The 14876-nt window shown below is 71.9% G+C and carries 16 protein-coding genes and 1 pseudogene; 14 read left to right on the forward strand and 3 right to left on the reverse strand.

Features of this window, described 5'->3' with window-relative positions; all coding sequences use genetic code 11:
* The 4 genes from JWR86_RS16760 to JWR86_RS16775 form a co-directional block, all read left to right on the forward strand.
* The coding region (locus tag JWR86_RS16760; RefSeq protein WP_299567539.1) for a BA14K family protein at positions 1-190 on the forward strand (190 nt) is incomplete at its 5' end.
* Between the two features lie 163 nt (positions 191-353).
* On the forward strand, positions 354-1706 hold the full coding sequence (locus JWR86_RS16765) for an efflux RND transporter periplasmic adaptor subunit (RefSeq protein ID WP_299567541.1): 1353 nt from the start codon (positions 354-356) through the stop codon (positions 1704-1706).
* On the forward strand, positions 1703-4834 hold the full coding sequence (locus JWR86_RS16770; protein ID WP_299567543.1) for an efflux RND transporter permease subunit: 3132 nt from the start codon (positions 1703-1705) through the stop codon (positions 4832-4834). The genes JWR86_RS16765 and JWR86_RS16770 overlap by 4 nt, the downstream gene beginning before the upstream one ends.
* A gap of 64 nt (positions 4835-4898) precedes the next feature.
* Positions 4899-5105, forward strand: coding sequence for a hypothetical protein (locus tag JWR86_RS16775; protein WP_299567545.1), 207 nt, complete (start codon positions 4899-4901; stop codon positions 5103-5105).
* Here the strand turns inward: JWR86_RS16775 and JWR86_RS16780 are convergent.
* Genes JWR86_RS16780 through JWR86_RS16790 form a run of 3 tightly spaced genes read right to left on the reverse strand, consistent with a single transcriptional unit; the run spans position 5102 to position 7705 of the window.
* Positions 5102-5572: a DUF1036 domain-containing protein gene (locus tag JWR86_RS16780; protein WP_299567546.1), complete on the reverse strand. Its 471-nt coding sequence runs from the start codon at positions 5570-5572 to the stop codon at positions 5102-5104. The two genes, JWR86_RS16775 and JWR86_RS16780, sit on opposite strands and share 4 nt — an antisense overlap.
* Positions 5544-6833 (reverse strand): glycerate kinase, encoded by a 1290-nt coding sequence (locus JWR86_RS16785; protein ID WP_299567548.1) that lies wholly within the window; start codon positions 6831-6833, stop codon positions 5544-5546. The genes JWR86_RS16780 and JWR86_RS16785 overlap by 29 nt, the downstream gene beginning before the upstream one ends.
* Complete coding sequence (locus JWR86_RS16790) at positions 6830-7705, reverse strand: DMT family transporter (RefSeq protein ID WP_299567550.1); 876 nt, start codon at positions 7703-7705, stop codon at positions 6830-6832. The genes JWR86_RS16785 and JWR86_RS16790 overlap by 4 nt, the downstream gene beginning before the upstream one ends.
* Positions 7706-7849: 144 nt before the next feature.
* On the opposite strand from JWR86_RS16790, the gene JWR86_RS16795 reads away from it, so the two are divergent.
* The 10 genes and pseudogenes from JWR86_RS16795 to JWR86_RS16840 form a co-directional block, all read left to right on the forward strand.
* Positions 7850-8155 carry a DUF1244 domain-containing protein gene (locus JWR86_RS16795; protein WP_299567552.1) on the forward strand — a complete coding sequence of 102 codons (306 nt, stop codon included), beginning with the start codon at positions 7850-7852 and terminating at the stop codon, positions 8153-8155.
* 62 nt (positions 8156-8217) lie between these two features.
* Positions 8218-8472, forward strand: a complete 255-nt coding sequence (locus tag JWR86_RS16800) for a DUF2312 domain-containing protein (protein ID WP_299567554.1) — start codon at positions 8218-8220, stop codon at positions 8470-8472.
* Between the two features lie 23 nt (positions 8473-8495).
* The gene (locus JWR86_RS16805; RefSeq protein WP_299567556.1) at positions 8496-8753 is read left to right on the forward strand and encodes a hypothetical protein; all 258 of its coding nucleotides are present in this window, start codon (positions 8496-8498) and stop codon (positions 8751-8753) included.
* 14 nt (positions 8754-8767) lie between these two features.
* Entirely contained in the window at positions 8768-9181 is a 414-nt protein-coding gene (locus tag JWR86_RS16810; RefSeq protein ID WP_299567558.1) for a metallopeptidase family protein, read from the forward strand.
* Between the two features lie 95 nt (positions 9182-9276).
* Positions 9277-9450 (forward strand): CsbD family protein, encoded by a 174-nt coding sequence (locus tag JWR86_RS16815; RefSeq protein WP_299567560.1) that lies wholly within the window; start codon positions 9277-9279, stop codon positions 9448-9450.
* A gap of 184 nt (positions 9451-9634) precedes the next feature.
* Positions 9635-10831, forward strand: a complete 1197-nt coding sequence (locus JWR86_RS16820) for an inositol-3-phosphate synthase (protein WP_299567562.1) — start codon at positions 9635-9637, stop codon at positions 10829-10831.
* Positions 10832-10846: 15 nt separating this feature from the next.
* A complete protein-coding gene (locus JWR86_RS16825; RefSeq protein WP_299567564.1) occupies positions 10847-11776 on the forward strand; it encodes a hypothetical protein in 930 nt (309 codons plus the stop codon).
* Positions 11773-12942: a methyltransferase domain-containing protein gene (locus JWR86_RS16830; RefSeq protein WP_299567566.1), complete on the forward strand. Its 1170-nt coding sequence runs from the start codon at positions 11773-11775 to the stop codon at positions 12940-12942. Before JWR86_RS16825 ends, JWR86_RS16830 begins: the two co-directional genes overlap by 4 nt.
* On the forward strand, positions 12942-13973 hold the full coding sequence (locus tag JWR86_RS16835) for a Gfo/Idh/MocA family oxidoreductase (protein WP_299567570.1): 1032 nt from the start codon (positions 12942-12944) through the stop codon (positions 13971-13973). The genes JWR86_RS16830 and JWR86_RS16835 overlap by 1 nt, the downstream gene beginning before the upstream one ends.
* Positions 13958-14876: pseudogene (locus tag JWR86_RS16840) on the forward strand (YcaO-like family protein); the annotation flags it as partial. The gene JWR86_RS16835 and the pseudogene JWR86_RS16840, both read left to right, overlap by 16 nt.

The raw sequence follows: 14876 nt of genomic DNA on the forward strand, positions 1-14876 counted from the left end.
TCGCGGCTATGGCGCGCCGGTCGCTGCCTATGGCACGCCGGTTGGCGCCTATGGCGGACCGGTTCCGGTCGGCAACGTCTATGGCCGCGACCCGAACTGGGTCAGCTACTGCGCCAGCCGCTACCCGGATTTCGACCCCGTCTCCGGCACCTTCGAGGGCCGCGACGGCTACCGGTACACCTGCCGCTGACGGCACCCGCGGCCTCGTGGGGGTCGCGATCCGAGACTGCAGATGGGCCCTCCGGGGCCCATCGTCGTTTCGGCACCATTGTGCCGCGTCGATGTCGCAGGGTCGTGACTGAACTTGGCCGGGGGGTCGGGCGTAGTCCCCCTGGGCGAGATCAGAAGGCTGCATGAGCGACAGAACGAGCGGGCCGAACCGCGACGGCGGGCACGGCCGCCCCGAGACCGGCAGTGACGACCCCTCTTCCGCATCGGCCGCGATGCCGCCCCCGGCCCGCCTTGTCGAGGCTCCCGTCGAGCGGCGGCGGCCGCGCTGGGCGCTATGGGCCGTGCTGGCCTGCCTGATCCTGGCCGCCTCGGCAGGTTGGTGGCACTGGTCCGGCAGGGCCGCGGCACCCGGCCGCGCGGACGCCCGAGCCCCGGCCGGCCGCGAGGCCGTCGCATCCCGCGTTCCGGTCCAGGTCGCCACGGTGGCCCGGGAGGACGTCCCGGTCTTCTTCGACAGCCTGGGCCTGGTTCAGGCTTTCAACAGCGTCACCGTGCGGTCGCGCGTGGAGGGCGAGCTGGTCGAGATCGCCTTCCAGGAGGGCCAGACCGTGCGGGAAGGCGACCTGCTCGCCCGCATCGACCCGCGGCCCTACCAGGCGGCGCTGGATCAGGCGGTCGCCCGCAAGGCCCAGACGGAGGCGACCCTTTCCGGCACGCGGCTCGACCTCGAACGCACCCAGAAGCTCGCGTCCCAGGAATTCGCCTCGCGCCAGCAGCTCGATCAGCAGCGGGCCAGCCTCGGAGCGCAATCGGCCCAGCTCAAGAGCGAGCAGGCCGCCATCGACATCGCCCGCACCCAGCTCGACTACGCCACCATCCGGGCGCCGATCTCCGGCCGCCTCGGCATCCGGCTCCTGGACCAGGGCAACATCGTGCGGTCCGGAGACCAGACCGGCATCGTCGAGATCGCGCAGCTGCAGCCGATCTCCGTCCTGTTCACGGCGCCCGAAGGCCAGCTCGGCGCCATCGCGGCCGCCAAGCAGGCGGGAGACGTCAAGGTGCTGGCGCTCGCCCCGGACGGCCGCACCGTGCTCGGGGAGGGCGTGCTCGCCCTGATCAACAACACGGTCGACGCCGCGAGTGGAACCGTGCGGCTCAAGGCCACCTTCCCGAATGCCGAGAGCAGCCTCTGGCCGGGCCTGTCGGTCAACACGCGCCTCCTCGCCCGGACCGTGAAGGGCGCCCTGGCCGTGCCGGATGCCGCCCTGCTGCGGGGGCAGAACGAGCTGTTCGTCTTCGTGGTCCGGCCGGACGGCCGGGCCGAGAAGCGCGTCGTGCGGGCCGGCGTGTTCAGCGACGGCCGCGTGGTGATCACCGACGGGCTCCGCGAGGGCGACAGCGTGGTGGTGGCCGGGCAGTCCCGGCTGCAGCCCGGATCGGTGGTCGAGATCGAGCCCGGGGACCGCCCCGCTGCCCCCCCGGGCGAGGACGCCCGGGCCGGACAGACCGGCTCCACGGCCAGCGCGCGGCCATGAGGTTCAACCTCTCCGCTCCGTTTATCCGCTACCCGATCGCCACCTCGCTGGTCATGGTGGCGATCCTCCTGATGGGCGTCGCGGCGTTTCCGCGCCTGCCGGTCGCCGCCCTGCCTCAGATCGACTTTCCGACCGTCCGGGTGCAGGCCGCGCTGCCGGGCGCCAGCCCCGACACGATGGCGACCTCCGTTGCGCAGCCTCTGGAGCGCCAATTCGCCCAGATCCCGGGCGTGGCGGTGATGACCTCCACGTCGTCGCTCGGCTCCACCTCGATCTCGGTCCAGTTCGAGCTCGGCCGCGACGTGGATGCCGGTGCGCAGGACATCCAGGCTGCCATCAACGCAGCGGCCGGCGAGCTGCCCCGAGACCTGCCAAGCCCGCCGATCTACCGCAAGGTCAACCCGGCCGACCCGCCGATCCTGATCATCGGCGGCGTCTCCGACACCTTGCCGCTGACCGAGGTGAACTCGAACCTCGATGCGCGCGTGGGCCGTCAGGTGAGCCAGCTCGCCGGCGTCGGCGAGGTCATCGTCGGGGGCGAGCAGAAGCCCGCCATCCGGATCCAGATCGACCCGGCCAAGCTGGTGGCCAAGAACATCAGCCTCGACGAGGTGCGGGCCGCCCTCGGCGTCGCGACCGTGAACCAGCCCAAGGGCACGATTGACGGCGAGCGCCGCTCCTTCACGATCTATGCGAACGACCAGCTCAGCAAGCCGTCGGAATGGAACGAGGTGATCCTCAGCTACCGCAACGGTGCGGCCGTGCGCGTGCGGGACGTGGGCCAGGCGGTGGCGGGGCCCGAGGACAGCCGCAAGGCGGCCTGGGTTTCCGGGCAGCGCGGCGTCTACCTGGTGATCTTCAAGCAGCCGGATGCCAACGTCGTCCAGGTGGTCGACAGCATCAAGGCCGAGCTGCCGCGGCTCCAGGCCTCCCTGCCCCCGAGCATGCGGCTCGAGATCGTGTCCGACCGCACGCAGACCATTCGGGCCTCCCTGCACGAGGTCGAGATCACGCTCGGGCTCACCATCGCGCTGGTGGTGCTGGTAATCTTCCTGTTCCTCCGCAGCTTCTGGGCGACCGCCATCCCGAGCGTCACGGTGCCGATCTCGCTCGCCGGCACCTTCGCCCTGATGTACCTGGCCGGCTACAGCCTCAACAACTTGTCCTTGATGGCGCTGATCATCGCCGTGACCTTCGTGGTCGACGACGCGATCGTCATGCTGGAGAACATCGTCCGGCGGGTGGAGGAAGGCGAGAGCCCGATGGAGGCCGCCTATCGGGGCTCGGCCGAGATCGGGTTCACCATTCTGTCCATCTCGGTGTCGCTGGTGGCCGTGTTCATTCCGCTTCTGCTGATGGGCGGGATCATCGGGCGGCTGTTTCGCGAATTCGCCATGACGGTGACGATCATGATCGCGGTGTCGGCCCTGGTCGCCCTGACACTGACGCCGATGATGGCCGCCCGCCTCCTTTCACCTCCTCGCGAGGGCGGGCACGGACGGCTCTACGGCATCCTCGAACGGGGTTTCGCGGCGGTTGACCGGGCCTATGCGCGAAGCCTCGACGTGGCCTTGCGGGCCCGGTTCGTGACGCTGCTCGTGTTTCTCGGCACCATCGCGCTCACCGGCGTCCTGTTCTGGCAGATTCCCAAGGGCTTCTTCCCGCAGCAGGATACGGGTCTCCTGATCGGGACCTCCCAGGCTGCCGAGGACATCTCCTATGCCGAGATGGTGCGGCGGCAGGAGGCGGCGCTCGCCGTGATCGCGAGCGACCCTGCCGTGGCCGGCTATTCGGCCCAGGTGGGCGGCACGAACTCCCTGAACGAGGGCCGGGTCTTCATCAGCCTGAAGCCGCTCGGCGAGCGGGACGCGACGATCTACCAGGTCATCAACCGCCTCCGGCCCAAGCTCGAGCGGGTGCAGGGCATCCGCATGTTCCTGCAGGCCGCACAGGACATCAATGTCGGGGGGCGGCGCACCCGGACCCAGTTCCAGTACACGCTTCAGGACCCCGATTCCGCGACCCTGCGCGAATGGACGCCGCGGGTGGAGGCGGCCCTGAGCGGCCTGCCGGAACTCCGGGACGTGACGTCCGACCAATCCGCCGGGGGCGGCATGCTGTCGGTCACCATCGACCGCGACCAGGCCGCCCGCTACGGCATCACGCCCAGCATCGTCGACAACCTGCTCTACAACGCCTTCGGACAGAGGCAGGTGGCGCAATACTTCACGCAGATCGACACGTTCCGGGTGATCATGGAGATCCTGCCGGAGTTGCAAGGCCAGACGGAGATCCTCCAGCGCCTGCACGTGAAGTCGCCGCTTACCGGCGAGCAGGTGCCGCTGGCCGCCTTCGCGAGCTGGAGCACCCGGGGCGTGGCGCCGCTCTCCGTGAACCACCAGGGCCAGTTCCCGGCCGCGACGATCAGCTTCAACCTGGCGCCCGGCGTCTCGCTCGGGCAGGCCACTGAGGCCATCCAGGCCGCGGAGCGACAGATCAGGCTTCCGGCCTCCACCAGCGGCAGCTTCCAGGGCAACGCCCAGGAATTCCAGCGCTCGCTCGCCACGGTGCCGCTGCTCATCCTGGCGGCGCTGATCGCGGTCTACATCAGCCTGGGCATCCTCTACGAAAGCCTGATCCACCCGCTCACCATCCTGTCGACGCTGCCCTCGGCCGGTCTGGGCGCGCTGGCCGTGCTGATGGCGGCCGGGTTCGATTTCAGCTTGATCGCCCTGATCGGGGTGATCCTGCTGATCGGCATCGTGAAGAAGAACGGCATCATGCTGGTGGATGTCGCCATCGCGGCGGAGCGGGACGAGCATCTCACGGCCGCCGAGGCGGTCCGCAAGGCGGCCCTGCTGCGCTTCCGGCCCATCCTGATGACCACCCTGGCGGCGATCCTCGGCGGCATCCCGCTGGCGCTGGGCTTCGGCGCCGGTGCCGAGATCCGCCAGCCGCTCGGTTACGCGATGGTGGGGGGCCTCGCGGTGAGCCAGGTCCTGACGCTCTACACGACCCCGGTCGTCTACATTTACCTGGACGAATTCGCCGGTCGCCTGTCCGGGTGGTTCGGACGGGGGCGGACGCGCGAGCGGGGCGATGCGCCGGTCCCGGCTGCGGCCGAATAGCGCCACGGCCGATTCAATTCACGAGATAGTGAAACCGAATCGACTATCAGTCGTTGTACGCATCATGACGCCCGCAGGAAGACTCTCCGATTTCGGGGCCTCGTCGCTCTCCATCAGGTGCGACGCCTTCCTGCTCGGCCGGCTCGGATCCGAGGTGGCCAGGATCTACCAGGACACGCTCCACTCGCCGGTCCCGGCGCGGCTCCAGGCCCTGGTCGACCAGCTCACCGAGACCAGCAAGCAGGAGCGGGAGACCGGGCCGGGCGACTAGCGCTCCGCCGGCGCCGCCCCGGACCTGGCCGGATCGGTGAGCTGCACGGTCCAACTCTTCTGCTGGCCCGTGTCGATCTCATAGAAGCCGGACCGATCGAAGCCGCGCGCCAGGCAATCCTCGACGCCCCGGATCGAGAATTCGCGGTCGCGCGTGCACATGTAGGACGGCCCGCCCCACTCGCCGCCCCGGTCGTAATCCACCGCATACAGGTAGAAGTAGCGGGACGTGAGATCGCCGCTGCGCAGCGTCTCGCAGGCCCGGGCGCCCAGATTCCACCAGCCCTCCGTGACCCAGCCGGTGCCGTCGCGATAGCCGAGCGAGACCCCGACGCGGCTTTCCGTGAGGTTGCACATGCGCAGGTCGGCGCTGGCCGGGGACGCAGCGAGCGCAACCCCAACAAACAGCGCCGCGGCGGCGGCGGCGCGGCACAAGCGGTCAGTCGACAAGAATGATGCGGCAATCATTGACGTTGGTGCGGGTGGGACCGGGAACGAGGAGGTCGCCGATCTTGTCGAAGAAACTGGTCGAATCGTGGGCCGAGAGCGCCCCGGCGGGATCGAGCCCTGCGGCACGGGCGCGCGCCAGCGTGGTCTCGTCCACCACGGCGCCGGCCGGATCGGAGGCGGCCCCGTCGCCACCGTCGATCCCGTCCGTGTCGGCTGCCAGGGCCGAGATCCCGGCCGCGCCGTTGAGCGCGATCGCGAGAGCGAGCGCATATTCCTGGTTCGGGCCGCCGCGCCCTCCCCGGCCCCGGATGGTCACCGTGAGCTCGCCCCCCGACACGAGCGCGACGCGCCGGCCGGCCGCCTTGAGAGCGAGCGCGTCGGCGGCATGCCGGGCTGCCACCTCGTGGGCTTCGCCTTCCAGATCCGCGCCCAGCACCACGGCCTCGTAGCCGGCCGCCGCGACCTCCCGGGCCACGGCGGCGATCATGTCGGCCGGGCGGGCGACGATGCGGTACTCGGCCCCGGCAAAGACGGCGTCGCCGGGCTTCGGGCTCTCGCTCGAAGGGTCGGCCAGCAGCCGCGCGGCTTCGGGCGGCAAGTCGATGCCGCGCCGGCGCACCACATCCAGGGCATCCGCCAAGGTGGAGGGATCCGGCACGGTCGGACCAGAGGCAATCACGCTCGGATCGTCGCGGGGCACGTCGGAAATGGCGAGCGTCAGGAGGCGGGCCGGAGCGCAGGCCGCCGCAAGGCGCCCGCCCTTGATGCGGGACAGATGCTTCCGCAGCGTGTTGATCTCGCCGATATCGGCGCCCGAGCGCAGCAGCGCCCGCGTGAGGCCCTGTTTCTCCGCGAGCGTGAGCCGCCCGGCAGGGGCGATCCAGTTGGCGGAGCCGCCGCCCGACAGGAGCACCAGGACGAGGTCGTCGGGCCCTGCCGTGCGGGCGAGGTCCAGCGTGCGGCCCGTCGCCTGGAGCCCGGCCTCGTCCGGCACCGGGTGGCCGGCCTCGACGATCTCGAGCCCGGCAGCCTGCGCGCCGTAGCCGTGCCGGGTCACCGCGAGCCCCGCGATCCGGGAGGCGCCCTGCGCCCGGTAATGCGTGGCCGCCACCTCTGTCATGCTGCCGGCCGCCTTGCCGGCCGCGAGCAGAATCAGCCGGCCGGCCCGGGGCGGATCCGGCAGGTGGGCGGGCAGGCAGAGGCCCGGATGAGCGGCCGCCACGGCCTGCCCGTACAGCGCCAGGAGCAGCGCCCGCCGCTCGGCCGGGCCGGCGCTCACGGCCGCCCCTCCCGCGGGCGGGCCACCCAGATTCCTGACAGGATCAAGGCGCCGCCGGCGAATTGCGGCACCGTCAGCGCTTCCCCAAGCAGCACCCAGCCGGCCGCGGCGGCGGCCAGCGCCTCGAGAAAGATCACCAGCGACGAGAACACGGCCGGAAGCCGGCCCAGCGCCACCGCGAGGAGACCCTGGCCGCCGACATGGCTGACCAGGGCGAGCAGCAGGAGAGCCGTCCAGACCTCACGGCTCTGCGGCCAGAGCCGGCCCCCGTCGAGAACCAGGGAGACCAGCAGCAGCACGGCGGCCGTCACGCAGGAGGAGACGAACACCACCCGGCCGGCGCCGGCCTCCTTGCGGGCAGCGGCCACGAACAGGAAATAGGCGGCGAAGAAGACCGCGGTGACCAGCCCGGCCGCATCGCCGGGGAGCCGGTCGGGCGAGACGGCAAGGCTCTGGCCGAGCAGCACCGCGCCGCCCAGCAGGCACAGGGCGAGGCCCGCAAAGGTGGCCGGGCCGACCCGGCGACGCAGCAGCAGCCAGGTCGCCAGCACCACGAAGACCGGCGCCGTGGTGGCGAAGAAGGTCGCGTTGGCCACGGTGGTGGCCAGGATGGCGAGGTGCCAGAAGACCAGGTCGCCCGCGAAGGCGAGCCCGGCCAGAAGCGCCGGCGCGCCGGTGCGGCCCCGGCCAGTGCCGGCCTCTTCCCAGCGCATCCAGCCGTACAGGATGGGCAGCGCCAGGGCGACGCGCCAGAAGGCGGATGCGAAGGCCCCGACCTCCGGGGCCGCCCAGCGCACGAAGACGGGCGACAGCCCCATGGCTAGGGCGCCGAGCACGAGCGCCAGGAACGGCACGGCGGCGTGCTGTCCCATTCGGGCTTGCGAGAGCATGCGGTCGCGGGTCAGGGTGGCCATATGCCGAGAGCAGGTCAGGCGGCGGGCAGGTACCGCCGCAGCCCGGCGTAAGGGAGAATCGGTGCGGCGTCACCCATGACCCGGCACCCGGGAGAGACGGACATGACCGACATTGACGCCGCCACCCGGACGGAGCTCGAGGCCGCAGCCTTCCGGCGGCTCGCCGAGCATCTCAGGACCCGGACCGACGTCCAGAACATCGACCTGATGAATCTGGCCGGGTTCTGCCGCAACTGCCTGTCGAACTGGCTCAAGGAGGCCGCCGATGCACGCGGCGTCGCCCTGTCCAAGGAGGAGAGCCGGAGCCACGTCTACGGCATGCCCTATGAGGAATGGCGGGCGCGCCACCAGGTCGAGGCCCGGCCGGACCAGCTCGCCGCGTTCGACAAGAGCGGGCCGTCCCATTAAGAGCCCGGGCGCCGCCCTGGCAGCCCGGGGCCTGGCCGCCCCCCATACCGAGGACGAGAGAGATGGTCGCTGACGTCGCCGAGTCCGGCGTTGCCGCCGACGAGCTGAAGCAGTTCGTGGAGCGTATCGAGCGGCTCGAGGAAGAGAAGGCCGGGCTCGCGAGCGACATCAAGGATGTGTTCGCCGAGCTGAAGGGTCGCGGCTTCGACGCCAAGGCCGTGCGGTCGATCCTGCGCATCCGCAAGAAGGACCATGCCGAGCGTCAGGAGGAAGAGGCGATCCTCGAACTCTACATGCAGGCGCTCGGGATGACCTGAGCCGGACGCGGGACAACACGATCATGCCGCCGGAGGACGAGCGCCCGCGCGAGATCCTGGATCGCGCCGCCCGCGACAGCGAGACCCTCGGCTCGTCCTCCATGGCGCGGGCGGGTCGGCGGCTCGGCGGCCACTTTTCCGGGCGTGACGCGGTCGGGCAGGGACAGGACGGCACCACCGATCCGGCCGAGCTCTGGGGTCGGCGCATCGGGCGTGCGCTCTCGGTCGTGCTGGGCCTGGTGCTGACCTGGTGGCTGGGCGTTCAGCTCGGCTGGTGGTGAGCCGTCCCGCTGCCATGTCGGACTGGGCCGCCCGCACCGCACCGTCACTTGAGGCGTTCGAGGACCTGGCCGACGCCGCCTTCCGGGCGCTGCCGGAGGCCTTTCGGCGGCTCTGCGAGGGCGTGGTGATCCGGGTCGCGGATTTCCCCGACGACGAGACGGTGACCGAGATGGGCCTCGACAGCCCGTTCGACCTGCTCGGCCTGTTCCGGGGCACGGGGCTTGCGCAGGGCGGGTTCGCGGCCAGCCTCCAGACGGGACAATTCCCGAACATGGTCTGGCTCTACCGCCGCCCGCTGCTGGATTACTGGGCCGAGCACGAGGAAACGCTTGGCGATCTCGTCACGCATGTGCTGGTGCACGAGATCGGCCACCATATGGGGCTGTCGGACGACGACATGGCCGCCATCGAGAGCCGCGCCGGCTGACGGCCCGGTCGGGGCGCGACTGTCCGACGCGAAACATTTTCCCACGGGCCACGTTTCACTCCGCAGCCGGCCCATGCCGGACAGGAGATCATCTGATGGACAAGGACCGCATCGAAGGCGCGATCGAGAAAGCCAAGGGCAGCGCCAAGGACATCGCCGGCCGGATCACCGGGGACACCAAGCTGGAAGCCGAGGGCAAGGCACAGAAGGCGGGCGGCACGATTCAGAATGCCGTGGGTGGCGCCAAGGATGCTCTGCGGGGCAAGTAACGCCCGCTGCGGCCGAGTCATCGGCAAGAGAAGGAAGGCCCGGCCCGTGCCGGGCCTTTGTTGTTTCCGTCCGATCACGCCGTCGTGAGCTGTTTTCCCGCCCAGGTCTGGAACCGAGTTCCGTAAAGGCGCTTATGTGTCCCCGGCGGCTCATGGCAAACTTGCCCCGCGGGAGGATCGGCCCTTGGATCAGCATGCAGGTGGGCGCCTCGGCATCGCCCTGGTCGGGATGGGCGGCGCTGTCGCGACCACGGCCATCGCCGGGATCGAACTGATCCGCTCCGGAGCCAACCGGCTAGACGGATTGCCGCTGGCGGACGTCTCCGTCCCCGGGCTCGCCGATTACCGCGACATCGTTTTCGGCGGCTGGGACGTGAACGGCGACGACCTCGCCGCGGCGGCCGCGCAGCATGGCGTGCTGTCGGGCGAGCTCCTGTCCAACGGGGTCTCGGAGGCGCTCGCCGCACAGAAGCCCTGGAAGGCGGTCGGCAGCAGCCATTATTGCCGCAACATCGACGGCGCCAACAAGATCGAGGCCGGGGGGCACCGCCGGGCGGTCGAGCTCATCGCGGCCGATCTCGCCTCGTTCCGGCGCGAAAGCGGGGCCGACCAGATGGTTGTCGTCAACCTCGCCTCCACGGAGCGCTGGCCCGATCTCGACGCCCCGGCGCTCGGCTCTCTGCAGGCCTTCGAGCGCGGGCTCGACGCGGATGACGCGGCGATCGGCCCCGCCATGCTGTACGCCTATGCGGCGCTGGCGAGCGGCGTGGCCTACGCCAATTTCACGCCGAGCGTGGCGGCCGACGTGCCGGCGCTCGTCGAACTCGCGGCCGCCCGCAACGTCCCGGTCGCCGGCAAGGACGGCAAGACCGGCCAGACCATGATGAAGACCGTGATCGCGCCCGCGCTGCGCTCGCGGGCACTGCATGTCGACGGCTGGTTCTCGACCAACATCCTGGGCAACCGCGACGGGCTCGCCCTCGACGACCCCGACTCGCTCCGCTCCAAGCTCAACACCAAGGGGTCCGTGCTGGACCAGATCCTCGGCTACCCGGTCGAGGACCACATCGTGGACATCCGCTACTACCGGCCGCGCGGCGACGACAAGGAAGCCTGGGACAACATCGACGTGACCGGCTTCATGGGCCAGCGCATGCAGATCAAGGTCAACTTCCTCTGCAAGGATTCGATCCTGGCGGCCCCGCTGGTGATCGAGATCGCCCGGGTGCTGGGCCTCGCGCAGGCGCGGGGGGACGGCGGCGTGCAGGAGCAGCTCTCCGTGTTCTTCAAGGCCCCCATGGTGGCCAACGGGCACGGCCCCGAACATGCGTTCCACGCCCAGGAGCGCATGCTGCTGGACTGGCTCGCCGCCGGCCGCTGACGCCGAGGGCGGGCCATGAGCGCGGCCCTGCGGGGCTTCGAGCCCCACCCGCAGGCGGCCGTTCCGCTCGGCCTCCTGCGCGAGATCGGCGACCTCAAACGCATCCGGTCGGCCGGTCGCCGGGGCTCCGTCGCCACACGGCTGTTTCGCGAGGCCTGGTCGGCCCTGGCCGCCGGCGACGACGCGGCCTCGCTCGCCTGGAGCGTCACGGCCCGGGCCCTCGCGGCGGCTCGGCTCGGCGATCTCGACCGCGAGGCGCTTCGGGCGCTCGGCCTGTCCGCGGACGAGGCGGCCGAGATTCTGGGCCGCGGGCTGCGGGAGGCCGGGACCGCCCTCCCAGCCGGCACGCTGGACCGGCTCGCCGCCGCCCTCTCCGGCAACCGCCGGCGCGAAGGGCCGGAGCCGCCGGCCTTTGTGGCCGCACTGGAACAGCAGCCGCGGGCCGGCATCACCTGCCCGGGCCGCCCCCGCATCATGCTGCAGCCGGCGGAAAGCCATGCCGAGCATTGCCTCGCGGTCGCGGTCTACGGCGTGCTGCTGGCGGGTCCCTATGGGGCGGATCCCGCAGCCGTGTTCCTGGCCGGGCTTGCCCATCACCTGCACAATGCCGCCATGCCGGATTCCGGTTTCACCGGCGAGATGCTGCTCGGCACCCACCTGCTTCCCGCCATGCAGCGCGCGACCGAGCAGGCGCTGGCCCAACTCGACCAGGGCCTGCGGCGGGAGGTCGAGCGGGCCTGCCGCATCCTGCCGGACGCCGGGACGCCGGACGGACGGGCCTTTCATGCCGCCGACGTGCTCGACCGCGTGCTCGAGATCGAGCAGCATCTGGTTCCCGCACGCCTCACCATGGCGGAGGTCCTGGGGCCCATGGCCTTGGTGCATGACGGCCCGGTAAAGCCGTTCCACGACGCGGTGCTGGCCGCGCACGGCCTGCTGCCATGATCTTCGGGCAGGCCCTCGTCTCGCCGGAGACCGGCCTGCCGCTCAGGGCCGACACGCCCCATTCGCTCACGGACGGGACGGGGCGCTGGCCCGTCATCGACGCCATTCCGTTTCTGCGGGTCGGGCGGGCGGATCTCGCGGCGGCCGCCCTGGCCCGGCTCGACGCCGGTGAGGCGGACGAGGCCCTGTGCGAACTCCTGGCCGACCAGGACGCGTGGTGGGACGGTCCTGCTCCGGCCCGCGAGGCCCTGCGCGACCTCGTCCGGAACAGGGCCGGGCTGTCGTTGCGGGACGCCATGGCGCGGCTCGGCTACGGCCGGGTCGGCGACTACTTCGCGCATCGGTGGAGCGACCCGACCTTTGTGGCCGGGCTCGCGCTGATCGAGGCGCATTGGACCGAGCCGGCGAGCGCCTTCGAGCTGGCCTGCGGCATCGGCCATTACCTGCGCGAGCTCGACCTGCGCGGCGTCCGGGCGCTCGGGGCGGACGTGGTCTTCTCCAAGCTCTGGCTGGCCCGGCACTGGGTGGTCGGCCCGCGCGTGGCCCTGATCTGTTTCGATGCCGCCGCGCCCTGGCCCGTGCCCGGGCTGCGGGCCGACCTGGCCCTGTGCCAGGACGCCTTCTACTTTCTGGAGCCGAAGCGCGAGATCCTGGCCCGCCTGCGGGCCGTCGTCGGCCCGGACGGGATCGTGGCCGTGGGCCATATCCACAACAGCGAGGCCGCCAACCTGTCCGGCGGCGCCGCCCTGTCGGCCGGCGACCTCGCGGCGCTGTTTCCGGAGGCGGTCGTCTATGACGACAGCGAGTTGACCCGGGCGGCCGCCGAGGCTCGCGTGCCCTGCCCCGAAACGGCGGCGGCGCTGCGGCAGGCGGAGGCCTTTTCCCTGGTCGAAGGTCCCGCCCTGACCCGGCTCCCGCGACCTCTGGACCGCGGGCTCACCGTGCCGGCCCCGGGCGCGAAGCTGACGCGCAATCCGCTCTACGGCGAGATCGGCCCGGACGGTGCGGCGGCCCTGTCCTGGCCCTCCGAGCGCTACCGGAGCGAATACGCCGCCCGGGCGACCTATCCGGCCACGACCCGGCTCCCGCCCGGGGTGGTCGGCGGTCCGGCCGCCCTGGCGGCGGCGCGGCAACGCGAGGCCGTGGCCCTGCCGGAGCGCTGGTGATGGGCTTCGGCTGGGGCATCGTCGGCTTCGGCTGGGTGGCGCAGGACCACATGGCGCCGGCCCTCGCGGCGACCGGCCACCGGCTCGTCGCCGTGACCGACCCGGACCCGGGCGCGCGCGGGCGGGCCGCTGCGCTCGGGGCGAGGACCTACGCGGACGCGGACGCGCTCGCGGCCGATCCGGCGGTCGAGGCCATCTACGTGGCGACGCCGAACCACCTCCACGCCGAGGCCGTGGCGGCCGCCGCCCGGGCCGGCAAGCCCGTCCTGTGCGAGAAGCCCATGGCCGCGACCCTCGCGGCCGCGGAGGAGATGAGCCGGCAGGTGCGCCGGGCCGGCATCCTGTACGGCACGGCCTTCGACCAGCGGCACCATCCGGCGCATCGCGCGCTGCGCGAGGCGGTGATGGCGGGCCGCATCGGGCGCCCGACCGCCATCCGCATCCTGTATGCCTGCTGGGTCGGGCCGGACTGGGCCGAGACGGGCCGGGAGAACTGGCGCATCGACCCCGGCAAGGCCGGCGGCGGCGCCCTGATCGACCTCGCCCCGCACGGGCTCGACCTCGTCGACTTCCTGGTCGGGGAGCCCTTGGTCGAGATCCGGGCGCTGCTGCAGCAGCGCGTCCACGGCTACCCGGCCGATGACGGAGGCGTCCTGATCGGCCGGACGGACTCCGGCATCCTGGCGAGCCTGCACGTCGCCTATAATTGCCCCGAGCGGCTGCCGCGGCGCCGGCTCGAGATCCAGGGCGCGGCCGGCCTGCTGACGGCGATCGACACGATGGGGCAGGATTCGGGCGGCCGGGTCGATCTCCAGGACGCGGACGGGAGGGTCGCCTCGCTCAACATCCGGGACGCGGAGATCTCGCCCTTTCGCGCCCAGGCGGAACGCTTCGCGGAGGCCGTCCGGGGCGGCGACCGGAGCGCCTTCTCCCTGGAGCGCGATCTCCACACCATGCGGCTCCTGGACCTCGCCTACCGGGACGCGGCCCGGTCGCCCAACGTGTCTGCGGCCGTCGCGGCGGGGCCATGAGGGCCGTCGAGGGCCTGCCGGCCGAGCTGCCAGACGCCGCGCGGGCCTATCTGGCGGCCCTTCCGGCCGGCCGGGTCGTCGGGTTCCCGCTCGCACCTCTCGACCGCACCGGCGTGCCGGCCTGGAAGGTGGCGCTGTTTCTGGAGGACGAGGCCGCGCTGCCGGGCGCCATGCCGTCCGGCTACGGCTATGGCGACACGGACGGGGCGGCAATTGTCGGCGCCCTGGCGGAGATCGCGGAAGCGATCTGGCCGACCCTCGCCATCCGGTCGCGGCCGGTCCGCTTCGCGGCCTACCACGACCTCGCCCGGGAGCTCGGCCCGCGCGGCGTCGCGGACCCGCTGAGCCTCTGTCTGCCGGCCGGCAGCCCGGTCGGGCGCCGCACGCCCCTCGGCTGGACGGAGGCCGTGCGGGCCAGGACGGGCGAGCCCGTCCTCGTGCCGCTCGACGTCGCGGCCTGCGACCTGTTCGAGCTGCCGGACGGCTATGTGCCGTTCACGACCCCCATCACCAACGGGCTCGGGGCCGGGCCCGACCTCGCCTGGGCCGTCGCGCACGGCCTGCTCGAATGCCTGCAGCGGGACGGCAACGGCCTCGTGTTCCGGGCCCTGGACCAGGGCGTGGTGCTCGATCTGGACCAGGTCGAGCCCGCCACCCGGGCGCTGCTGGACCGGCTCGACGCGCTCGGGATCGAGGTCCTGCCGAAATTCGCCACCGACGAATTCGGCCTCGCCAATCTCTACGTGGTCGGGCGCGACCGGCCCGGCCACGGCCCGCGCGTGCCGATCATGCTGTCGGCCTGCGGCGAGGCCTGCGATCCCGACCGGGACCGGGCGCTGCACAAGGCGGTGCTGGAATTCTGCTCGGCCCGGGTGCGCAAGACCTATGGCCACGGCCCGGCCG

Source organism: Enterovirga sp., from assembly GCF_028290205.1.
Classification (GTDB): Bacteria; Pseudomonadota; Alphaproteobacteria; order Rhizobiales; family Beijerinckiaceae; genus Enterovirga.

Coding starts and splice junctions, on each gene's coding strand:
- JWR86_RS16830 (WP_299567566.1), top strand. CDS start 11,773: ATGATCTTCGGGCAGGCCCTCGTCTCGCCGGAGACCGGCCTGCCGCTC.
- JWR86_RS16780 (WP_299567546.1), bottom strand. CDS start 5,572: ATGATTGCCGCATCATTCTTGTCGACTGACCGCTTGTGCCGCGCCGCC.
- JWR86_RS16805 (WP_299567556.1), top strand. CDS start 8,496: ATGCCGCCGGAGGACGAGCGCCCGCGCGAGATCCTGGATCGCGCCGCC.
- JWR86_RS16815 (WP_299567560.1), top strand. CDS start 9,277: ATGGACAAGGACCGCATCGAAGGCGCGATCGAGAAAGCCAAGGGCAGC.
- JWR86_RS16790 (WP_299567550.1), bottom strand. CDS start 7,705: ATGGGACAGCACGCCGCCGTGCCGTTCCTGGCGCTCGTGCTCGGCGCC.
- JWR86_RS16770 (WP_299567543.1), top strand. CDS start 1,703: ATGAGGTTCAACCTCTCCGCTCCGTTTATCCGCTACCCGATCGCCACC.
- JWR86_RS16825 (WP_299567564.1), top strand. CDS start 10,847: ATGAGCGCGGCCCTGCGGGGCTTCGAGCCCCACCCGCAGGCGGCCGTT.
- JWR86_RS16800 (WP_299567554.1), top strand. CDS start 8,218: ATGGTCGCTGACGTCGCCGAGTCCGGCGTTGCCGCCGACGAGCTGAAG.
- JWR86_RS16810 (WP_299567558.1), top strand. CDS start 8,768: ATGTCGGACTGGGCCGCCCGCACCGCACCGTCACTTGAGGCGTTCGAG.
- JWR86_RS16835 (WP_299567570.1), top strand. CDS start 12,942: ATGGGCTTCGGCTGGGGCATCGTCGGCTTCGGCTGGGTGGCGCAGGAC.
- JWR86_RS16795 (WP_299567552.1), top strand. CDS start 7,850: ATGACCGACATTGACGCCGCCACCCGGACGGAGCTCGAGGCCGCAGCC.
- JWR86_RS16775 (WP_299567545.1), top strand. CDS start 4,899: ATGACGCCCGCAGGAAGACTCTCCGATTTCGGGGCCTCGTCGCTCTCC.
- JWR86_RS16765 (WP_299567541.1), top strand. CDS start 354: ATGAGCGACAGAACGAGCGGGCCGAACCGCGACGGCGGGCACGGCCGC.